Origin of the sequence: Microcoleus sp. FACHB-SPT15 (assembly GCF_014849525.1) — a bacterium.
Lineage (GTDB): Bacteria > Cyanobacteriota > Cyanobacteriia > Cyanobacteriales > Coleofasciculaceae > Symplocastrum > Symplocastrum torsivum.
Genome location: NZ_JACJNU010000006.1, coordinates 238827 through 257588 on the forward strand (window position 1 = coordinate 238827; position 18762 = coordinate 257588).

Consider the following 18762-nt stretch of genomic DNA (forward strand, 5'->3'; position numbering starts at 1 on the left):
ACTAGGGATGATCCTCATAAATACTCGCACGGCTCACTGCATAATCCGATAGGACAGATGCATTTGCTCCGACGCACGCTGCAAACTCATCTGCTAAGTGATCTGCGACTGCCTCAAACTCATCGTCAATTGATTGTTCAGAGACCTGATGGAATTGAGCTGCCCTTTTTCTCTCAAAATTCCGCCGGAGCATGGTTTTTTCATGGTAAGTTCGTGCTTTCGACAGTTGCTCAGGTAACCGCTCAATAGGATCTACTTGCTGTTTCCACTGAAAAAGATTGGGAAAGACGTTTGGTGAATTCTCCTCTACCCGTGTTACTGTTGCTGCGGCTCCCCAGGTTTTATGTGGCGGAGGGAAAATCGGATCTAGATTTTTGAAGCCAGCAAGGGCAAGAATCATATAACCGTAGAATCGGCTGAGTAAGAGCATGTTGTCCAACGATTGCACTTGCTCTGCTTCCGATAAGCTACCTCCCTGACTAAAGAGCCAGTCTGGATGGGCGTTACGATGGCGAAGAGCTTCAAAAGCCTCGAATGCTCTGTTAAAGTAAGGCTTCCACTCTTTTGTAAAATATTTTTCCCTAAACCGCTTTAAACCGCCTTGAACATTCCATTTATCGTTTGGCTGAGAAGGATGCTCTTCAAGAGAGCGCAGGGCAGCTTCAAGAATAGTTGAAAGTAGAAGTTCCCTTGCTTGCCGACTTTGCTGACGAGATGCTTCTACCATTTGCCAAAAGATTCTCCGGCAAATATCAGTATGTGGGGAGTTACGGGCAAAAAATTCTGTTAAACCAATGAAGGTCTCTTTGTCAAGTGGGCGACCGCCAAAGGGAGAGAGAAGCTCTAGAGAGTTTAGTTTTCCCTTTTGACTTAGCTCAGTAACCTTTTTGGAACCACGTACTACCTCACGTTGTAATAGCCAGAGTGTTTCTCCGTACCAAATAGAAAGCGCATATTGAATAGCCATTGCCCAACGCCAACTTTCAGCTTTTGACCAATGGGTCTTTGGTAATTTCCAATGCAGCTTAAGTTGCTTTTCATCAACAAGGTGTCCAATCAAGTTCTGTTGTTGATTATCTTCATACAAAATTCCGGATGCTTTCCACGTTTGCCCAATTTGATGTTCATTGATTCGCACATCAGTATAAACAGTATCAGGTAGCGACAGATCACTCTTAGTTTCGTAGATTGCTGAACCCGTCCAAATTGAGTTATCAAGGATTGATATGATTGGGGTAATAGATTTACAGAAAAAGACACGTCCAAAATTGATTGAAAGACGACCCTTGGAAATGTTCCATTCGTCAGAGCCAGTTAGTCGTATATTTGGTGCGATCGCCCAATCATAACTCTGTGGTCTCATCCGAATTGAGCAAATATTGCTTTTAGGACTAATACCAACTTTCCCTAGGTCAATTTTCGATAGGGTTTTTCCCTTTTTATCTAAAAAAGCTTCTAGATGAAAACCCTCATCGGGATTCCAAGTCATAATGCCGCGACCTTGATAACGGTTGCCACGGTAGTGGAAGTAGAGTAGCTCTAAAATGTATTCAGCTTCTTTGAAGTAATCCATAATTTGATTTCCCAAGAATTAGGCTAACCCAAATCAGATATCTTCATACCATTGATGAGTCTTGATTGTAAGTTATCTGAATTGCTATCGATGCAACCCAGTAGAGTGAGTTGATAAATACTATCGCTCGTCATGCCCACCCCAGAAGTGAGATTGTGGTTATACAAGTCATAATGGCATCATGGTGAAGAAACGTATCTTTAGTAAGCTATTGATGAACCCAATACTAAAGAAGTTACCGTCATGACACAAGCTAGAAACGTCCTTGGAGGAGAGCTGGAGGTTTGCTGCACTTCTCCCATGACTGGATATTATCGGGACGGAAAATGTAGCACTGGCGCTGGTGATGTTGGCTCACATATCGTCTGTGCCCAAGTTACTGAAGAGTTCCTTGCCTTCACCAAATCGAGAGGAAATGATTTGAGTACAGCAGTGCCAGCGTTTGATTTTCCTGGTTTGAAACCTGGCGATCGCTGGTGTTTGTGTGCGAGTCGGTGGAAGGAGGCACTAGATGCTGGAGTCGCTCCACCTGTAGTTTTGTCAGCAACCCATGCATTAGCTGTGGAATACGTTTCTTTGGATGAACTGAAGCAACACGCACTCGACCTTGCCTAAGCGCCTATCCTCGGAGTTCAAGAGAGTATAGATGCGATCGCATCCGATATTAAAGCTCATTCGGTGCTTCATTGGTCAATAGATTTCTCAGGGGTTCTACCACTGGAGGAAGGTTGTTCTGAATCGTTCCCCAGACAAGGTTGAGATTAACCTGAAAATACTCATGAGCCATAATGTTTCGCATATCGCTCATCAATCGCCACTGAACTTGAGGCGCACGAATCTGAATCTCGGCAGGAATATTTGCTGCTGCTTCACCAATGACAATGTACTTATAGAGGACTGACTCTACAAGTATTTCATTCGCGCTAAACTCTTCAAGTGTCAGCCCATCTGTGCGCTGTTGGATAGTAGAAATCGCATTCAAAATATCCTGTACTCGGAGTTGCCAGCTTCTAGAAGACATGAATCACATCTTTCAAAACAGGTTCACGCAGATGCTCTTCTAAAGCATCCTGGGTACCCAGGTCAATATCACGTCCCAGGATATCCTCTAAATAGTGCTGAATCTGAAAGAATTCAAAAAATCCGACAGGTTTGGAAAACTCAACTAGAAAATCTACATCACTATCTTGTCTAGCTTCATCCCGTGCTACAGAACCAAACAAATCTAAAGACTTGACTCCTAGTTCTTGAAGCTTGACCTGATGGGATTTGACAATCGCTAGCACCTCATCTCGCTTCAATGTTGCAACCCTCGTTATCAAACTTCATTCCTCAGTTTCTCCCATAACAATCTCATCCTAGTGTCAGTCAGTGGTTGATGTGTGCGATCGCAAATTGCCTAGGCTAGCGAAATCAAACAACTGAGTATCGGCAAGATGGGATGGGGTAACATTTTGAAGACTACTGAATAAGCTTTCAATTCGACCTGGATGTTCCCGTTCCCAAGTCTGCAATAGCTGCTTGATCTGCGCCCGTTGCAGATTCTCCTGAGAACCACAGAGATTGCAGGGAATGATGGGAAACTGTTTGATGTCTGCATAACGCTCGATATCACGCTCCGAACAATAGGCTAGCGGTCGAATAATTACATGTTGTCCGTCGTCGCTCAACAACTTTGGTGGCATGGCTTTGAGTTGTCCACCGTAGAACATATTGAGAAACAAGGTTTCCACAATATCATCCCGATGGTGACCCAGAGCAATCTTAGTAGCCCCCTCCTCAGAAGCAACGCGATAGAGAATGCCGCGACGCAAGCGCGAACATAGGCTACACATGGTTTTTCCTTCAGGGATGACGCGCTGAACGATGCTGTAGGTGTCCTGTTCGACAATTCGGTACGGCACCCCCAAAGAGTCCAAATACTCTGGCAACACATGCGCTGGAAAACCTGGCTGTTTCTGATCCAGGTTCACGGCGAGGAGGTCAAACTTTATTGGGGCTTTGCGTTGGAGGCTTAGCAGCACGTCGAGTAGGGTGTGGGAATCCTTGCCACCCGATAGGCAGACCATTACGCGATCGCCTTCTACAATCATGTTGTAATCTGCGATCGCCTTTCCTACTAAACTGCGTAGGTGCGTCTCCAGCTTTTTGACAGTCTTTGAAGTACGAACCTTTGTCGCTTCCATGCAACGGTTCCCTCAGTTTTCCACTGCCCATTTTAGGCTGAAATCAGGCAAAGGCAAGTGAAGGCACAAGCGACAAACCGGAGATATGCGACTCATTTATCATTTAGAGAGGTTCGGTTCCACAATTTCTGACCAGTTCTCAAAATTTCGCCTTACCCAATCCATGCCAACTTCGTTATTGAGCTTGATTTTCTGAGGCGTATTCAGATAAATCTTCCGCAAAATGTCAGCGTCTTGCTCGACCACTATTTTGGCAAAGTTGAGAAACTTTTTCCCTAAAACCATAAAGGCAGGGTGTTTGGGTAGACCGTACATCAGCACGTAGGTTCGGGTCTGAGTTTTGGACTCCGGCACAAACAGGTGGATTTGTGCAATTTTGCCCAAGCCGTTTTCCACATGAGCGATAACTAAGGACGGAAAGTGATTTTCCAAGTGAGCTTTAATGATTTTTGGAATTAAGAGTACATCGGGATTACTCAGCTTTTCTCTCCAGCTAGTTTGTGCTGTTGGCATGTTGTAAAATGCATCAGACTGATGACCGCGATCAGTAAAACTTTCAAACTGCACTTCTTGAATTTTAAAAAGAGGGCTATGGGTGCCATTTTGATGATTGTAGTCGTGCATATTAAGCAGCATTGGGAGCAAATCGGTCTCCACGCTGGTGTCAGCCGTATGACCAATAAACTCATACTGGGAAGCAATTTCATTCAGAATATTGGGAATCGGAACTTTGGCTTTATGCCCGCCATACGACCAAATAAAATTACCTTGAATAATAAGGGGTAGTGGCTCTAGTTGCGGCAGAGTTTTTTTCTTCGACCCTGGCAAAATAGTGCAACCCTCACTATCAAACTCAAGCGCATGAAATGGGCAGACTACTGCACTCGTTTTATCTTCATGCTCATGACACCACCCTTCAGATAACATAGCTCCCATGTGCGGACAGGCATTGGGTAAAGCGTTTATTTTGCCAGTTCGATCTTGCCAAAGGACATAGTCTGCGCCGTAAAGCGATACTTTTTTAGGTTTGTTAACTTCCAACATAGACTTGTGTGCCAAGAGCCAAGGGGCACCCTCAAGCATAGACATCGGTGTTTTACTCCTTGCTAAATTGAGTTAACGTTAGTTCTTGCCGCACGGGTTATGTCACAAGATGTGACGCAAGTTAGGCATCTATAAAGTGCTGATGAAGCAGATGCAGTCAGTTCTGCTGTGGGTGTAAACTTATTAAATGTGACAATCTTTTCGCGTCTCTTTAGAAATTATGACAGGATATTCATGTTTGTCAAGGCGCTCGCAGAAGTTACGCTGAATTTATGAACGCTTCAATATCAAAAAACGTATCCTTGCGCCGCCAGCCAAAGCAGAAGCGCAGTCAACAACGTGTCGAGCGGATTCTAGAGGCGGCTGCCGAGGTGTTTGCTGAGGTGGGTTACGAAGCAGCGACAACTCACGCGATCGCGGCTCGTGCGGGAACGGCGATCGGTTCCCTCTATCAGTTCTTTCCAGATAAGCTGGCGATTTTCCATGCTTTGGAAGAACGTCATATGGAGCAGGTAAGAGCAATTCACGCGCAGCTAATGACGCCTCAAACGGCGCAACTACCACTCAAACAGATGATTCAGCAGCTTGTGGAGACGTTTGCTGTCTATTTTGAGCATCCAGGGCCGAAAGTCGTCTACATTCAGTACTTCGTCGCGCCGGAGATGTTTAAGTACTTCGACGATAATTTTACCCAAGGACTTATCCAGAAGTTCGCTAACCTGTTAAAGCTGCGAAACTTTGCCTTAAGTACAGAGAAAAGCAAGCTGCTAGCTGAGGTTTGCCTCCAGTGCTACAACTCCCTGCTTTTGGTAGCATTACGCAGTGAGCGCACACATCGGCAGCAGCTTTACGAGGAAGTTCAAGAGTTATTAGTAGCCTACTTACAACCCTACGTGGGGGACGAGTTGCTCTCCAACGCAACGCAGAATCTTGATGGACAGCGTACCTCTGAGGTGCTTTTCCAGAAGTACCAACTTTCGCCTCGCCAACGACTCGCCCTCACTTTTGCGATCAAGCATGGAGGGCTGACGATTCAGAACTTTGAGGAAATTTGCCCAGAACCTTCACGGCGGACGCTACAGCGCGAACTACGAAGAATCGTGGAGAAAAGGCTACTATTGCCTGAAGGCCAGACCAATCAGCTCTATTACCGCCTCAACCCACTCTATGGTCAACTTGCGACAAGTCGCGACAATATGCGACACTAACCATTTAATGTTTCATTACTGGCTGCGGTTCACAACTGACTCTTGTGAGAAACGCAACAGTACCAGAACGCCAGAATTTGGTATCATCCCTCCAAAGGTAGGTAAGAGTAAAAAACTTTAGAGGCATCTACCCATGAAAGTTCTCCACGGCACTTGGATTCCCTCATCCGAAACATCATTCATCCAAACGGGCGCTTTTTACTTATGGATAGAAACGTTTTTTCAGAAGAGAAAGAAAACTCAATCAGAAAACATTCATCCAGGACATTTAAGGAAAGAGGATTTATCTAACTTTCTTGTCAAGGAATTGGGTATTCCCGAAACTCCCACGACCCTGATTAAAAATAATATTTCCTCAAAATACTTCATTCTACCTAGCCTCGATAACCAACCTCTCCCTTCTCTAGAAATGACTCGATATCTAGAAGGAGATACTCCTGAAGACATAGATTTTAAGGCTTGGGCTATTGATTGTTATCAAGTCACTCGAACTCTTCGAGGTACTAATTTTAAGTCTTACCACGTCACACCAGTTATTCAACTCCTCAATGACCTTCATTTTCTAGCTCTCTATAGCTCAAACGAACTCCAGTTTGGCTCAGACCTGCTCTTCTGGTACCACTATACTCAGTCCTTTAAGCAAGTTCTCCTCAAAGACCAATATATTCCCGCTCTAAAATATCGGGAGTTACCTCTTCCTAAAGGAAAACGAAAAAAGCCAGCTAATAATTTTGAAGTTTATCCCGCTTGGCAAATCATTTCTGAGCAATATGAAGCAAAGATTCATCAATATGTTGATTGTATGCCCCTGGCTTGTGTTTCCGGCTCAGAAAGCCAAATAAACTCAACTGAATTTTATGATAAAGAGACTTTATTACGACATTTCTCCGAATATCTCCTAACCGAAATTGTTACGAATACTCCTTTATCAGCTAGCTTTGAAAAAAAGATTAGTGACTCGTTGATTTACAGTTGTGTTTATCCCACCCAGTCCAATGCACCTTGGACAAACAACCTTGCTCTAGAAGACTATAAACAATGGGCAGCTTGGAAGCAAAAATTAACTGTAGCTCAAGATGCTGCTGCCTTCCATCTGTGTTTTCAGTTACAATCTGCCCCGGAAAGGGAACCGGACAATTGGCGACTAAACTTCCTAGTTTCCTTAAAGAAAGACCCATCTTTGAAGCTAGATTTAGATGATTATTGGCATCTGAATCAAAAAACTAAAAAGTCCATTCATCAGCAATTTGGCAAAGAGTTTGAGAAAGACCTGCTGTTAAACCTAGGATATGCCGCCCGGATGTATCCCCAAATTTGGAAAGGACTCGAAACCAATCAACCTATCGGTTTGCAACTCACTTTAGAAGAAGCCTTTGGCTTTCTCAAAGAAAGTGCTTGGGTTTTGGAAGATGCTGGTTACAAAGTGATTATTCCTGCTTGGTGGACACCAGAAGGTCGCCAACGGGCAAAAATCCGCCTCAAGGCTTCCCCAAAGAAATCATCAACCAAAGCAAAAAATAAAGGATACTTCAGTCTCGACACCATTATTCAATACCAATACGAACTTTCCCTTGGCGGACAGCCAATTACAGAACGAGAATGGCAGTTATTAGTCAAGGCTAAAACTCCCCTAGTGCAATTCCGGGGTCAATGGGTGGAGTTAGACCAAGAGAAAATGCAGCAGATGCTGGAATTCTGGCAGTCTCACAGTGAAGAAACCCCTGAAATGACACTGCTAGATTTGATGAAAAAAGCCACAGAAGCTGCCGAGGAAATCGAAGTTGAACACGACGATGTCCTGGCAGATATGATGGCAAAGTTGCAGGATAAAAGCCAACTTGAACCGATTGAGAATCCGGCTAAATTGCAAGGCAACTTAAGAGAATATCAAAAACGCGGTGTTTCTTGGCTGCAATATCTAGAAAGGCTTGGTCTGAATGGCTGTCTTGCTGACGACATGGGACTGGGAAAAACTATTCAGGTTATTGCCCAACTGGTTAATGAAAAGGAATCAACTCCAAAAGTACCACCAACTTTATTAATCGCACCGACTTCTGTCGTTGGCAACTGGCGAAAGGAGATTGAAAAATTTGCGCCTCATCTCCAAACCCTAGTGCATCATGGTAGTAGCCGAATTAAAGATGACAAAGAATTTATAGCTGCCGCTTCAAAGTACGATGTCATAATTACATCTTTTACTCTAGCCAGAAAAGACGAAAAACTCTTTAAAAGTGTGACATGGCAGCGAATTGTACTCGATGAAGCACAAAATATCAAAAATCCTCAAGCCGCACAAACAAAGGCGGTTTTAAAACTCCAAGCTAGGCACCGTCTGGCTTTAACAGGAACACCAGTAGAAAACCGCTTATTAGATTTGTGGTCAATTTTTAACTTTCTCAATCCTGGTTACTTGGGCAAGGAAGCACAATTTCGCAAATCTTTTGAAATTCCGATTCAAAAAGAGAATGACAAGGTGAAGTCTACCACTTTAAAGAAGTTGGTAGAACCCTTTATTCTTCGGCGAGTGAAGACAGATAAGCAAGTGATTAAAGATTTGCCGGACAAAGTTGAACACAAACAGTATTGCAACTTGACGAAAGAACAAGCTTCGTTATATGAGGCAGTTGTTAAGGATGTAGAAAGACAACTTGAGGAAGCCGAGGGGATGCAACGCAAGGGGCTAATCTTGTCTACCCTGATGAAGCTGAAGCAAGTGTGCAATCATCCCGCCCAGTTCTTACAGGATAGTAGTGAGTTTCTCCCGGAGCGATCGCATAAACTAGAACGCCTTGCTGAGATGATAGAAGAGGTCAATGCCGAAGGGGAAAGCTTACTGATTTTCACCCAGTTTACAGAAATCGGCGACAACCTGGAGAGATACCTGAAACAAACTCTTCATTACAACACCTATTACCTTCACGGAGGCACCAATCGTAACAAACGAGAAAAGATGATTACTGAGTTTCAAGATGCAGAAACTGAACCTTCTGTGTTTATTCTTTCTCTGAAAGCTGGTGGTGTCGGAATTACTCTAACTAAAGCGAATCATGTCTTCCATTTTGATCGTTGGTGGAATCCAGCAGTGGAAGACCAAGCAACAGATCGTGCTTTCCGAATCGGTCAGAATAAAAATGTCTTTGTTCATAAATTTGTAACATTAGGAACGTTGGAAGAGCGCATCGATCAAATGATTGAAGATAAGAAGAAACTCTCGTCAGCAATTATTGGGACAGATGAATCTTGGTTAACTGAACTGGACAATGACAGTTTTAAACAGTTGATTGCTTTGAACAAAACAGCAATTCTGGAGTAATTAGAAATGGCACAATTTAGTAGAACTTGGTGGGGAAAGCGATTTATTGCCGCATTGGAAGCCTTTACTGACTCAGCTCGGCTAGGGCGCGGTCGGTCTTATGCCAGTGGAGGTAAAATTAAGGAATATAAGATAATTCAAGGGAAAATTACAGCAAAGGTGAGAGGTTCAGTGAATCCCTATTTTGGAGTTTACAAAGAACCTTTATACAACACAACTATCGAAATTAAACCCATTTCAGCAGCAGATTGGTCAAAAGCGATCGCACAGATTGCCTCGAAAGCTAGCTTTGTTTCAAAGTTGTTAATGAACGAAGTGCCGGATAATATAGAATCGGCTTTTGCAGAGCTAAATTTAAATTTATTACCTCAGAGCCGTAAGGATTTTACAACAAATTGCTCCTGTCCGGATTATTCCAATCCTTGTAAACATATTGCTGGGGTTTATTACTTAGTAGCATCCGAATTAGACTCTAACCCATTTCTATTATTTGAACTTAGAGGTTTATCACGGGAAAAACTCCTTCAAGAGTTGGCTAAATCTCCATTAGGTCAAGTTCTCTCCTCAGCAATAGAACCTGAAGACATTCCTATTGAATCGGCAGTATCATACTATACTAAACCCGAAAAAGTGCCAGGAAAAGAGTCGGTAAGTTTAAGAGAATTTTGGCTAGGGGAAAAGCGCTTACCACAAACTATCGAAGCGGCTTCTCCAGCAAGTATTCCAGCAATTTTAATTAAAAAGGCGGGAGATTTCCCACCATTTTGGAAGAAGGATACTTCTTTTATTGAAGTAATGGAGGAGTTATATCAGCGAGTAAGAACGAAAAATAAAGGGGTGATGTAGCGAGTAACAATGTTAATGGTCACAAGGGTTTCTGAATTGAAGGTAGGCTATCTAAGATAACTTCCGTTCCCTGGTCTGTGGGTTTTTCGCTATTGTTCTGAGGCTGTACTAAGCGCTCTTGTTCCAACTGCTGCTTTTGTTCTTCCAGACGGCGCTTCTCTAGTTCTAGCTGCTTCAGTTGCACTTCAAAGTTTGCTTGTTGGAGTTGCAACTGCTGGTTGAGCTTTTCGAGTGTGAGTTCGGTATCCTGCGTACTTTTTTCTTCGGTGTTCTTCTTGGTTTCGTTTTGCCTTTCTTCCAAATTGGAAATAAAGCCCTGCACATCTTGCTTAACATACTGCTCGACGCGCTGGGCAAACGCAGTGTAGGCATCGGTATGGGTCTCAAACTCCCGATAGGCTCCAGTCAGTTGGAAGAACTCCCAACCCTCAATTTTCAAGCCTTCGGCAGTATTACGGTAGTTGCGATACTTCTCACCAGGAGCAAAAAATTCCTCGACGGCAGCACTGATGGCTACTGCCTGACTTAAGCCGAAGGCTGACCAACCTGCGATTTCTTGCCAGCGATTGTTACCCTTCCCAAAACCGACCAGTGCTGGGATAATTACCCCTCCAATGATAGTCATCAGCCTCAGGGAATGATGGCGATCGCGTTCTTTGGTGGCTCGTCCCTCCAGCCACAGGACTTGGTCGAGCCAGCGATTTTTAAGAAAGTCTTTTCGCAAATCTGATAAGTCAAGTCGGTCGATCAGTCCACTGAAGGTCTGTTTGATGTACTGGCGATAGTTGTTTTTCTTTGCCACAGCTTTAACTTCCTCTTGTGCCAAGATTTACTCTTTATAATTCTGATAATAAATCTGTCTGGAGAAAGATGACTATAAGAAAAGGAAAGCTAGGCTGTTCGGTTCATTCCGTCGATGGCAGCGTGATTCGTGCCCACCAACATGCAGAGTAGTGGAAAAAAGGAGCGAAGAAGACGAAAAACTAGGTCGTTCTCAACATTCCTTTTACTGAAGAATTTTACAAGCACTTAGGACAGCGAGGGGTTTCTCGTGCCGAAGCCCTACAGCAAGCACAACAGGTGATGTTACAAGACCCCAACTTTCAAGCCCCCAGTTTTTGGGCTTCCTATGTCTTAGTGGGAAGTTGGTTTTGATCGTGATGACTACGGGCGCGTTTCTGCTTGAGAACTAAGTGGAGTAACAACAGCATCAGCAACATCTTTTAGATCAAATAGTTCCAACAGATTCATCCAATCATCTGAATGGAGAGAGCGATGCAACGCAAGCCCAGTCAGCGCTTCCTGGGAGATATCATGCTCTACGAAAGCAATGTATTGATCGGACTCAGGTAAGGTTTTTAGCTGCTGAACCAGCTCTGGACTCGCCTCCACCCGCTTAACCTGACCCCAAACCTGTGGGTTTCCCGATAGATCCCACTCATCACAAATTATCGAAAATTCCCATTCATACTGTTTGCCCACTTCTAAAGGCTGTTCAGTTTCTGGAAGTTTCACGCTAACAATCCCTGGCGCATCAGGTAACGCCATCGTGAGCGGTTGCTTGATGGCAGGGCGTTGATTTTCATCCTCTAGCATAAATTTTGCTTGTGTTACCCGCTCCGAACGACCCACAGGTAGGTAAAACCAAAACGTAGGATGGTCAGAAACGGTTGTCCCTGGCTCATTCTCCGGGACTAGAGCCGTTAAGGGCTTGCTGCCGGGAGGGACACAGTATCCCCGAATCGCTCCACCCCGCGATCGCCCAGAGGGTCTTCCTTGATTGCGCTCACGGCGAAACAAATTCACAATTCGCTCTCCAACAGACTGCGCTTGGGCTTGGGGAGCATCAATGGGTAGCAAGGGAAGCATCAGCGTACTTAGAGTCAAAATCAAGATGCTTTTTTGATAGCGTGATAACCAGCTCATTTCTAGATACCTTCTAAATTGAGATCAATCTAAGCCTGTCGCAGCCGATAAGTTAGATAATTGACACCAACTCCAGTTACTACTACAGCAATAGCCGGAGGAACTAACGGCACCCAACCACTCTGGCTGACAAGGATGATGTAGCATGTACCATAAAGAGCGAACAACGTAACGACGACACTGACAACTGTTAGCCGATACGGTCGGGAAAATCGCCAGACAACCAAACCCCCGACGGTAGACCAGCAAAAAATCCACAAAATTTCGCCCCAAATCGGCATCCACCAAATTAAGGGACGCTTATCTAATACCGCACTAATAATTTGGCTTACCATCTGAGCTTGCACGATCGCTCCAGGCATATCGCCGTAGGGGCTATGCCAGTGGTCAGCGTTCCTATCTGCCGTATCGGTGTAACCAATGATGACAATGCGGTCTTGAATTTTCTTGGCTGGCACGTTGCCATTGAGGACATCTTTTAGGCTAACCGTTGGTGCAAAGTTGTTGGGATTACCCTTGTGGGCACGGTAATTGAGTAGGGTTTGATAGCCTTCTAGTTTGCCTCCTGTGTCTTGATAAGGACTGCCACTTCCCAACAGTTGCGGGATTGCAGTCTTGCCAAACTGCATATCTCGCACGTAGTTGCCCTCATCATTCTGAGGAGAGGTATAGGAAATCCCTTGGGATTCAAGGTACTTTCGAGCCAAAACCAAGCTAAATGCCTCTGGCGTGTTGCAAAATTCGGGATCTGGTTCCTGTAATAGTGAGTGACGGCGCACAAAATCTTCGCCATCCTGAGAGAAGTCATTAAATCCAATACGGTTCATCGGGACTTCACTCGGTGGAATATAGCCTCGCCCATCAACGGAACTTGCTTTACAAAGAGCAATCAGGTTCTGAGTTTGCTGGAAACGTTTAGCTAATTCTGGCTGTGCCTTAAAATCTCGGTAAAAATCTAACCCTATGAGTTGGGGTTGATGAGCTGATAACCTTGCTAAGGCTTCATCTAAGGCTTTGTCTGGGATTGTCCCAATTCCAGGCTCATAACGCCTCTCAATCATGTCTTGCCGGAGTGCCTCGCTACTAACCGCATCTACCTCAACGATTAAGAAACGCTCATCTTGGGGTTCACTGGGACGTAGGCGCATTAACTGGTCATACACTCTCAGTTCAGCAGGCTCCATCCCGCCAAAAAACCGAGCAACAACCACTAGCACCGAAACAAGGGCACTTGTTAAAAACACCGAACGTCGTTTAATCTTACGAAAGGGAAGTTCTCGGCTGGCTTTGAGGTATTCCAGTTGCAGCGCATTGGGCTTCGGTTGCTTGTCTGCTGATTGGTGCAACCATTGCTCAGAGGCTACTAAATCTTTCCCTCGCAGTAAAAAGCTATCATCGCGCTCTTGTTGCTCCCATTCCCTAGCCTTCACCAGTAAGCGAGTGTGGCTTTGCACATAGTCCGGGTCACTATCTAGCGTCCGGATTAATTCGCCAAAATTGGGCAGAAATTCACCGCCGTGCCTGCGGAAATCAATCCACTGGACGTTCTCTAAAGCTGAGGGGAGTTCTGCTGTAGCTGTTTCTCGATGCAAGATGGCAACCATTCGTTTATTCAGCTTCTGGGCATAAGCTAACTCCTTGGCAACATCAGCATCGTTGACAAAACTAGGAGAAATGACCGCGACAATTGTGTTAGACCGTTCAATACCCTGATAAATTTCTTGCTGTAAGTTGGTATTGCCACTTGAGTGAGCTTTATCCTGCTGCAACTCCGCTTGGGTTGCAATGCTTTCCTGGTCAAACCACGCCGTTTTGCCCTGCATCTGCAACGCATCATTGAGCTTGCGAACAAAATCTGAGTCAGCACGGGAATAGGAGAGAAAGACATCTTGCGACACTTCAGGCGGTTGTCGCAGACTTTCAGTTATGAATTCTTCGTGCCACTGCGTTGGCTGATGTTGAGTCCTCTTTTGAGCAACTTGCAACCAGGCTTGAGCACGGCGCAGATTATAATCCCGCAGCAAAATACTAGGGTTGCGACTCTGCTGCTGCCACTTGAGTGCTTTAACTAAGAAAATCTTATGGTCATGGTAGTATGCCGCCTCGTGATGCAGTATTTTGAGCAGTTGGCTTTCATCGAGACAGTAATCCTCTTCCCGAACATTGTCTGTCAGGTCGGTGTAATGTAAACAGCGCAGTGCTGGCGGGATTTGCTCTGGCTCAACGGAACTAACCAGCACCGGGATAATCCGCTTATTAAGGGCTAGGGCATAGTTTAATTCTTGCTGACAGTAGGCGGATTTCAGGGAGTCGGGCGATAGCAAATAGACCAAGTTATCCGCTTGTTCTATGCCGTGCTTAATGGCTTCCTCAAACGTTTCCCCTGTTTGAATATCAATGGTGTTTGTCCAAACCGTCAGTCCTTCACGGCACAGGCTGTTGCGAATCTGCCTCATCACTGCCGCATTTTCCTGGGTATAGGAGAGGAACACCTGACTCATCAGGTTATGGGCATTTTTGGTACTTTCGGTGATGAACTCGCAGTGTAAATCACTGGGTGTGCAGGGGGGCTGCTCATCTTTAAAGCGCATCTTGAGCCAGACTTTGGCTTGCTGTCGTTCCTCACCGATGAGTAAATTTTGCGATCGCTTGTGCTGCCGTTGCCACACTAGTGCTTTACATAGAAAGTAAGTGTGCTGCTGGACGTAATCTTTGTGCCGTGCAAAAAGCTCTAATAGTCCGGAGAGCGATCGCTCAAAATCGTCAATTCCTTCGCGAAAATACACCCAGTTGATTTTGCCAATTGCCGGATGCATATTGGGAAAGCTCGAATGCAGTCCCTTTGCTTGATAAGCGTCCCAGTCAGCATCCGTTTTTTGAGGGTAGCGCTGCTGCCAGGTGTCGCGACTAATCTGTTCGACGTGCAGCAATGGGATAATCCGCTTGTGGTACTTGAGTGCCAGTTCAATTTCTTTACGGCAGTAGGGAGAGTTGATCGAATGGGGTGCGATGACAAATAGGAAGTTATCCGCCTTCTCTATCCCATCATCAATTTGGTTTTGGAAATCTACTCCCAAAGGGATTGCTTCAAAGTCAAACCAAACTTTTAAATCGCGATCACTCAAGTGTTGGTAGAGCTTGACGGCAAAATCTTTACTATCAGCACGTCCGTAAGAGATAAATGCATCCTGGCAACTATTCACGTACCTAACTTTAGATAGATTTTCTATATATTCGGACTATAACAAAACTATCTGGCGAGTTTAATAACCTTTTCTGAGTTTATTCAGATGTAATATGCGGAGGTTTATCCTGAGATACTTATTTCATTTCAATCCCCTCAATTTATTCTTGGGAGATTATGTACTCCTAAACTGAATGGCACTCTTGTTAAGGGAGATGAGGGAGTAATTTCTGCCTAATCTTCGCACCTTCCTTAAGTAAATGCCATGCCTCCTAAACTCCTGTTTCCTGAACTCCTTCCTTTGACCACTGACTATACGGATGTTGAGATAGATTGACATTGTAATATCTGAGATCATCGGAAACTTCTATGTCAATCCAGTCAGGCAGTTCAATAACTTGATTTTCGTCGGTGAGTTCAACTTCAGCCACAATTAAGCCTTGATTTTCACCAGCGAATTCGTCTATTTCCCAAAGTAAGCCAGCGAATTCTATTTTGTAGCGTGTTTTTTCAATCAACGGGGGTTCACATAATGTATCCAGCATTTCTTGAGCATCCTCTGCTGGAATAGTGTACTCATACTCCGCTCTAGAAACACCCTTGGTTAAACCTTTGATGGTGAGATAGCCTTGATTTCCTGCTAGGCGTACTCTTACAGATTTGCCTTTTGTAGTGGAAAGATAACCTTGACGATAGATGGTGCCAGTAAGAAGTGCTGCCTCTGACTGATGCCTACGCCACACTTCGCCCTTGACAAGAAACTTTCGCTCGATCTCAACTGCCATACCTGATATTTATAAGGGGGATGTACACGCCTAGATTGTTGAATACTATTTTATTTGTCCACGTTGACATAGTGAGTGTTGCGAAGCGATCGCATCTTGAAGTTGCAAGATAAACTTGTTGGCAAAAGAGGCAGGGAAAAGAAGCAGACAAGCAAAATGGCATTTGACAAGCAAGCATTGACCACAGGTAATAATCGGCGAGAACAAATCGAGCAAGTCGTGGTGACGGCCCAGCAGATGCGCGAGATAGAAGGGCGCATTTTTGAGGCAGGAATGCCAGTTGCCGCGTTGATGGAAAAGGTTGCCGGACTGATTAGCAGTCGTATCCAGGAACTTTACCCCCGTTCTCTCCTACGCCGAGTTGGTGTGTTGGTAGGTCCAGGACACAATGGGGGGGATGCTTTAGTCGTGGCGCGGGAGTTGCACTTCCAGGGCTACGATGTACTGATTTACCGCCCGATTTCAAAGCTCAAGGAACTCACAGCAAGTCATGCTCAATATGTAGAGAGTTTGGGTATTCCTGTTTATGAGCAGATTTCGCCCTTGTATCAGTGTGAGTTGATTATAGATGGCTTATTTGGGTTTGGGCAAACGAGAGTACTTGAAGGGGAAATTGCTGCTACCATTGACCAGTTAAATCAGCGATCGCAACCTGTCGTGAGCATTGACCTACCTTCTGGGATACATACAGATACGGGAGAAGTGTTGGGAACAGCAGTTCGGGCAACCCATACTCTTTGTTTAGGGTTGTGGAAGCTAGCATTTCTGCAAGACCAAGCGTTGGAATATTTTGGTAAGGCAGAGTTAATTGATTTTGGCATTCCTATGAGGGATGTCTGGTCAATCCTCAGTGAACCTGTTGGGATGCAACGGATGACAGCCGCCACTGCCAAAGACTTGTTACCGATACCTCGCCCAGTCGTAACTCATAAATATAAACAGGGGCATCTCCTACTAATTTGTGGTTCTCGTCGGTATTCTGGAGGAGCGCTTCTAACAGGATTAGGCGGGCGTGGTAGCGGGGTAGGGATGCTCTCGATTGCGGTGCCAGAAAGCCTCAAACCGATGCTGAGTAATCAGTTGCCAGAGGCGCTAGTTATCGGTTGCCCAGAGACACAAGATGGGGCGATTTTGGAGTTACCAGAAGCGGTTGATTTGAGTAAGTATAGTGCGATCGCATGTGGCCCTGGTTTGACGGTAGGTGCCCAGCCAGTGGTACAACAGGTGTTAGAAGCTGAATGCCCTCTGGTTTTAGATGCAGACGGCTTAAATATTCTTGCTGAACTGAGAACTATTCCAACATTATTACGGCGTAGGGCGACTACCGTTTTAACTCCCCATGCTGGTGAATTTAAGCGCCTTTTTCCCGACTCAGCGACTTTACTCCCAGATCGAGTCAGTGCTGTTCGGAAAGCCTCCCAACTGAGTCGTGCTGTCGTGTTGTTAAAGGGAGCGAGGACGGCAATTGCTCATCCGGGAGGCTCTGTCTGGCTGATTCCTGAGAGTACACCCGCTCTTGCTCGTGGTGGTAGTGGGGATGTATTGACAGGGCTTTTGGGAGGTCTACTGGCGCAGGAAGCCTTGCAAGAACAGCCTTTGGAAGCAACAACTGCCGTTGCAGCTTGGTGGCACGCTCAAGCAGGGATTATGGCAGCCGAGGAACGAACAGAATTAGGAGTCGATGCGTTTACCTTGTCACAGTATTTGATTCCGGTTGTGCGATCGCTTTTTTCAAATCACTAATACTCCAAACAACTAACAACCAACAACTAAACCTCAACAGAAAAATCCCTAACCGCCCGTACTAAATCATCCGGTGTGCCAATATCCAGGTAGCTACCTTGAGGAAATACCTCAGCTTCTACCCGCAATCCTTGATAAATTGCTGCCTGAATCACATCCCCAATTGGTATCTCGGATTGTGGTGCTAGATTATCAGCCGCCTCACTTCGCACTTTACCCGACTCCATCACTACTATGTACTCATGCATGAACTGCGTAAATGCAGGTGTCCAAACGGCAATCCCCCACATATAACGTAAATCAGTCTCGCGAGGCTTTTCGACAATTAGCTGCACTCGACCTGTCGTATCAAAATCAACCATACCTGCCTTTTGAGGTTGATTAGTCGGGAATAATCCTAAGACAACATCAGCTTGAGTCGTCGCTTGCCTAGCAAGTAACTGTACATAGGCATCATCAGGCTGAAACAAAATATCCGGGAAACCCAAGGCTACCAGCGAATCTTGCACAAAAGGATATGCCTGATCCAATGTGTAAGGCACACCATAAGGCAAGTTCATTATTAAATAGCCCAAGTTCATCTTCAGCATTGTGCCATCCCTAAAATAGGTAGGAATGTCCCACTTCCCAGCACGCAGAATAAAGAAGGCTTGCTCAATTCCTGCTAACTGCATCTTCTCCAACAGGTAATGGCAAACAACTTTTGGTCGCAGACTACCGCCTTCCTCTACATGCCGAAAGCCAATAGGATACAACTCCTTACTCATCGGTAAGGGCGAAATCCTTGTTGCATATCCGCCAGCAGGTAATAACCCAATGACTTTTTGCTTATTGGTTTGATGGCTGTTGGTCATAAAGGGCTGGGAGATAGGGACTAGAGGCTAGTGAAATGTACAATAGCTTATCTGAAATTAAGCCAAAGCATAGTGGTAGTTGCTTTTTGTTAGGAAGCGG

General features: G+C 45.1%; 16 protein-coding genes. 6 read left to right on the plus strand and 10 right to left on the minus strand.

What is annotated here, in order from left to right:
* Position 1: 1 nt before the first annotated feature.
* The gene (locus H6F98_RS02385; protein ID WP_192217117.1) at positions 2-1573 is read right to left on the minus strand and encodes a hypothetical protein; all 1572 of its coding nucleotides are present in this window, start codon (positions 1571-1573) and stop codon (positions 2-4) included.
* 243 nt (positions 1574-1816) lie between these two features.
* On the opposite strand from H6F98_RS02385, the gene H6F98_RS02390 reads away from it, so the two are divergent.
* Positions 1817-2188 carry a DUF2237 family protein gene (locus tag H6F98_RS02390; protein ID WP_192217060.1) on the plus strand — a complete coding sequence of 124 codons (372 nt, stop codon included), beginning with the start codon at positions 1817-1819 and terminating at the stop codon, positions 2186-2188.
* A gap of 49 nt (positions 2189-2237) precedes the next feature.
* Here H6F98_RS02390 and H6F98_RS02395 read toward each other — a convergent pair whose 3' ends face one another.
* The 4 genes from H6F98_RS02395 to H6F98_RS02410 all read right to left on the minus strand — a co-directional run bounded on the left by H6F98_RS02395 (position 2238) and on the right by H6F98_RS02410 (position 4848).
* The gene (locus H6F98_RS02395) at positions 2238-2594 is read right to left on the minus strand and encodes a DUF86 domain-containing protein (RefSeq protein WP_192217061.1); all 357 of its coding nucleotides are present in this window, start codon (positions 2592-2594) and stop codon (positions 2238-2240) included.
* Positions 2584-2874 carry a nucleotidyltransferase family protein gene (locus H6F98_RS02400; RefSeq protein ID WP_192217062.1) on the minus strand — a complete coding sequence of 97 codons (291 nt, stop codon included), beginning with the start codon at positions 2872-2874 and terminating at the stop codon, positions 2584-2586. Before H6F98_RS02400 ends, H6F98_RS02395 begins: the two co-directional genes overlap by 11 nt.
* A 63-nt stretch (positions 2875-2937) precedes the next feature.
* Positions 2938-3759: a tRNA 2-thiocytidine(32) synthetase TtcA gene (ttcA, locus tag H6F98_RS02405; RefSeq protein WP_192217063.1), complete on the minus strand. Its 822-nt coding sequence runs from the start codon at positions 3757-3759 to the stop codon at positions 2938-2940.
* A 99-nt stretch (positions 3760-3858) separates the two neighbouring features.
* Entirely contained in the window at positions 3859-4848 is a 990-nt protein-coding gene (locus H6F98_RS02410) for a Rieske 2Fe-2S domain-containing protein (protein WP_192217064.1), read from the minus strand.
* 227 nt (positions 4849-5075) lie between these two features.
* Here H6F98_RS02410 and H6F98_RS02415 point away from each other — a divergent pair, with 227 nt between their 5' ends.
* From H6F98_RS02415 to H6F98_RS02425, 3 genes are all read left to right on the plus strand, one after another.
* Positions 5076-6011, plus strand: coding sequence for a TetR/AcrR family transcriptional regulator (locus H6F98_RS02415; protein ID WP_192217065.1), 936 nt, complete (start codon positions 5076-5078; stop codon positions 6009-6011).
* A gap of 133 nt (positions 6012-6144) precedes the next feature.
* A complete protein-coding gene (locus tag H6F98_RS02420; RefSeq protein WP_192217066.1) occupies positions 6145-9324 on the plus strand; it encodes a DEAD/DEAH box helicase in 3180 nt (1059 codons plus the stop codon).
* Positions 9325-9330: 6 nt separating this feature from the next.
* Positions 9331-10170 (plus strand): SWIM zinc finger family protein, encoded by an 840-nt coding sequence (locus H6F98_RS02425; protein ID WP_192217067.1) that lies wholly within the window; start codon positions 9331-9333, stop codon positions 10168-10170.
* 19 nt (positions 10171-10189) lie between these two features.
* Here H6F98_RS02425 and H6F98_RS02430 read toward each other — a convergent pair whose 3' ends face one another.
* Positions 10190-10972: a DUF4231 domain-containing protein gene (locus tag H6F98_RS02430; protein WP_192217068.1), complete on the minus strand. Its 783-nt coding sequence runs from the start codon at positions 10970-10972 to the stop codon at positions 10190-10192.
* Between the two features lie 197 nt (positions 10973-11169).
* Here H6F98_RS02430 and H6F98_RS02435 point away from each other — a divergent pair, with 197 nt between their 5' ends.
* Positions 11170-11325 (plus strand): CHAT domain-containing protein, encoded by a 156-nt coding sequence (locus H6F98_RS02435; protein ID WP_192217112.1) that lies wholly within the window; start codon positions 11170-11172, stop codon positions 11323-11325.
* 9 nt (positions 11326-11334) lie between these two features.
* Here the strand turns inward: H6F98_RS02435 and H6F98_RS02440 are convergent, their stop codons facing one another.
* From H6F98_RS02440 to H6F98_RS02450, 3 genes are all read right to left on the minus strand, one after another.
* Positions 11335-12096 (minus strand): DUF928 domain-containing protein, encoded by a 762-nt coding sequence (locus H6F98_RS02440; protein ID WP_192217069.1) that lies wholly within the window; start codon positions 12094-12096, stop codon positions 11335-11337.
* 29 nt (positions 12097-12125) lie between these two features.
* Complete coding sequence (locus tag H6F98_RS02445; protein WP_192217070.1) at positions 12126-15299, minus strand: TIR domain-containing protein; 3174 nt, start codon at positions 15297-15299, stop codon at positions 12126-12128.
* A 253-nt stretch (positions 15300-15552) separates the two neighbouring features.
* The gene (locus H6F98_RS02450) at positions 15553-16065 is read right to left on the minus strand and encodes a CYTH domain-containing protein (protein ID WP_192217071.1); all 513 of its coding nucleotides are present in this window, start codon (positions 16063-16065) and stop codon (positions 15553-15555) included.
* Positions 16066-16221: 156 nt separating this feature from the next.
* On the opposite strand from H6F98_RS02450, the gene H6F98_RS02455 reads away from it, so the two are divergent.
* On the plus strand, positions 16222-17808 hold the full coding sequence (locus H6F98_RS02455; RefSeq protein ID WP_192217072.1) for an NAD(P)H-hydrate dehydratase: 1587 nt from the start codon (positions 16222-16224) through the stop codon (positions 17806-17808).
* 26 nt (positions 17809-17834) lie between these two features.
* Here H6F98_RS02455 and H6F98_RS02460 read toward each other — a convergent pair whose 3' ends face one another.
* A complete protein-coding gene (locus tag H6F98_RS02460; RefSeq protein ID WP_192217073.1) occupies positions 17835-18662 on the minus strand; it encodes a sugar phosphate nucleotidyltransferase in 828 nt (275 codons plus the stop codon).
* Between the last annotated feature and the right edge of the window lie 100 nt (positions 18663-18762).

Coding starts and splice junctions, on each gene's coding strand:
- H6F98_RS02385 (WP_192217117.1), bottom strand. CDS start 1,573: ATGGATTACTTCAAAGAAGCTGAATACATTTTAGAGCTACTCTACTTC.
- H6F98_RS02390 (WP_192217060.1), top strand. CDS start 1,817: ATGACACAAGCTAGAAACGTCCTTGGAGGAGAGCTGGAGGTTTGCTGC.
- H6F98_RS02395 (WP_192217061.1), bottom strand. CDS start 2,594: ATGTCTTCTAGAAGCTGGCAACTCCGAGTACAGGATATTTTGAATGCG.
- ttcA (WP_192217063.1), bottom strand. CDS start 3,759: ATGGAAGCGACAAAGGTTCGTACTTCAAAGACTGTCAAAAAGCTGGAG.
- H6F98_RS02410 (WP_192217064.1), bottom strand. CDS start 4,848: ATGTCTATGCTTGAGGGTGCCCCTTGGCTCTTGGCACACAAGTCTATG.
- H6F98_RS02415 (WP_192217065.1), top strand. CDS start 5,076: ATGAACGCTTCAATATCAAAAAACGTATCCTTGCGCCGCCAGCCAAAG.
- H6F98_RS02420 (WP_192217066.1), top strand. CDS start 6,145: ATGAAAGTTCTCCACGGCACTTGGATTCCCTCATCCGAAACATCATTC.
- H6F98_RS02425 (WP_192217067.1), top strand. CDS start 9,331: ATGGCACAATTTAGTAGAACTTGGTGGGGAAAGCGATTTATTGCCGCA.
- H6F98_RS02440 (WP_192217069.1), bottom strand. CDS start 12,096: ATGAGCTGGTTATCACGCTATCAAAAAAGCATCTTGATTTTGACTCTA.
- H6F98_RS02450 (WP_192217071.1), bottom strand. CDS start 16,065: ATGGCAGTTGAGATCGAGCGAAAGTTTCTTGTCAAGGGCGAAGTGTGG.
- H6F98_RS02455 (WP_192217072.1), top strand. CDS start 16,222: ATGGCATTTGACAAGCAAGCATTGACCACAGGTAATAATCGGCGAGAA.
- H6F98_RS02460 (WP_192217073.1), bottom strand. CDS start 18,662: ATGACCAACAGCCATCAAACCAATAAGCAAAAAGTCATTGGGTTATTA.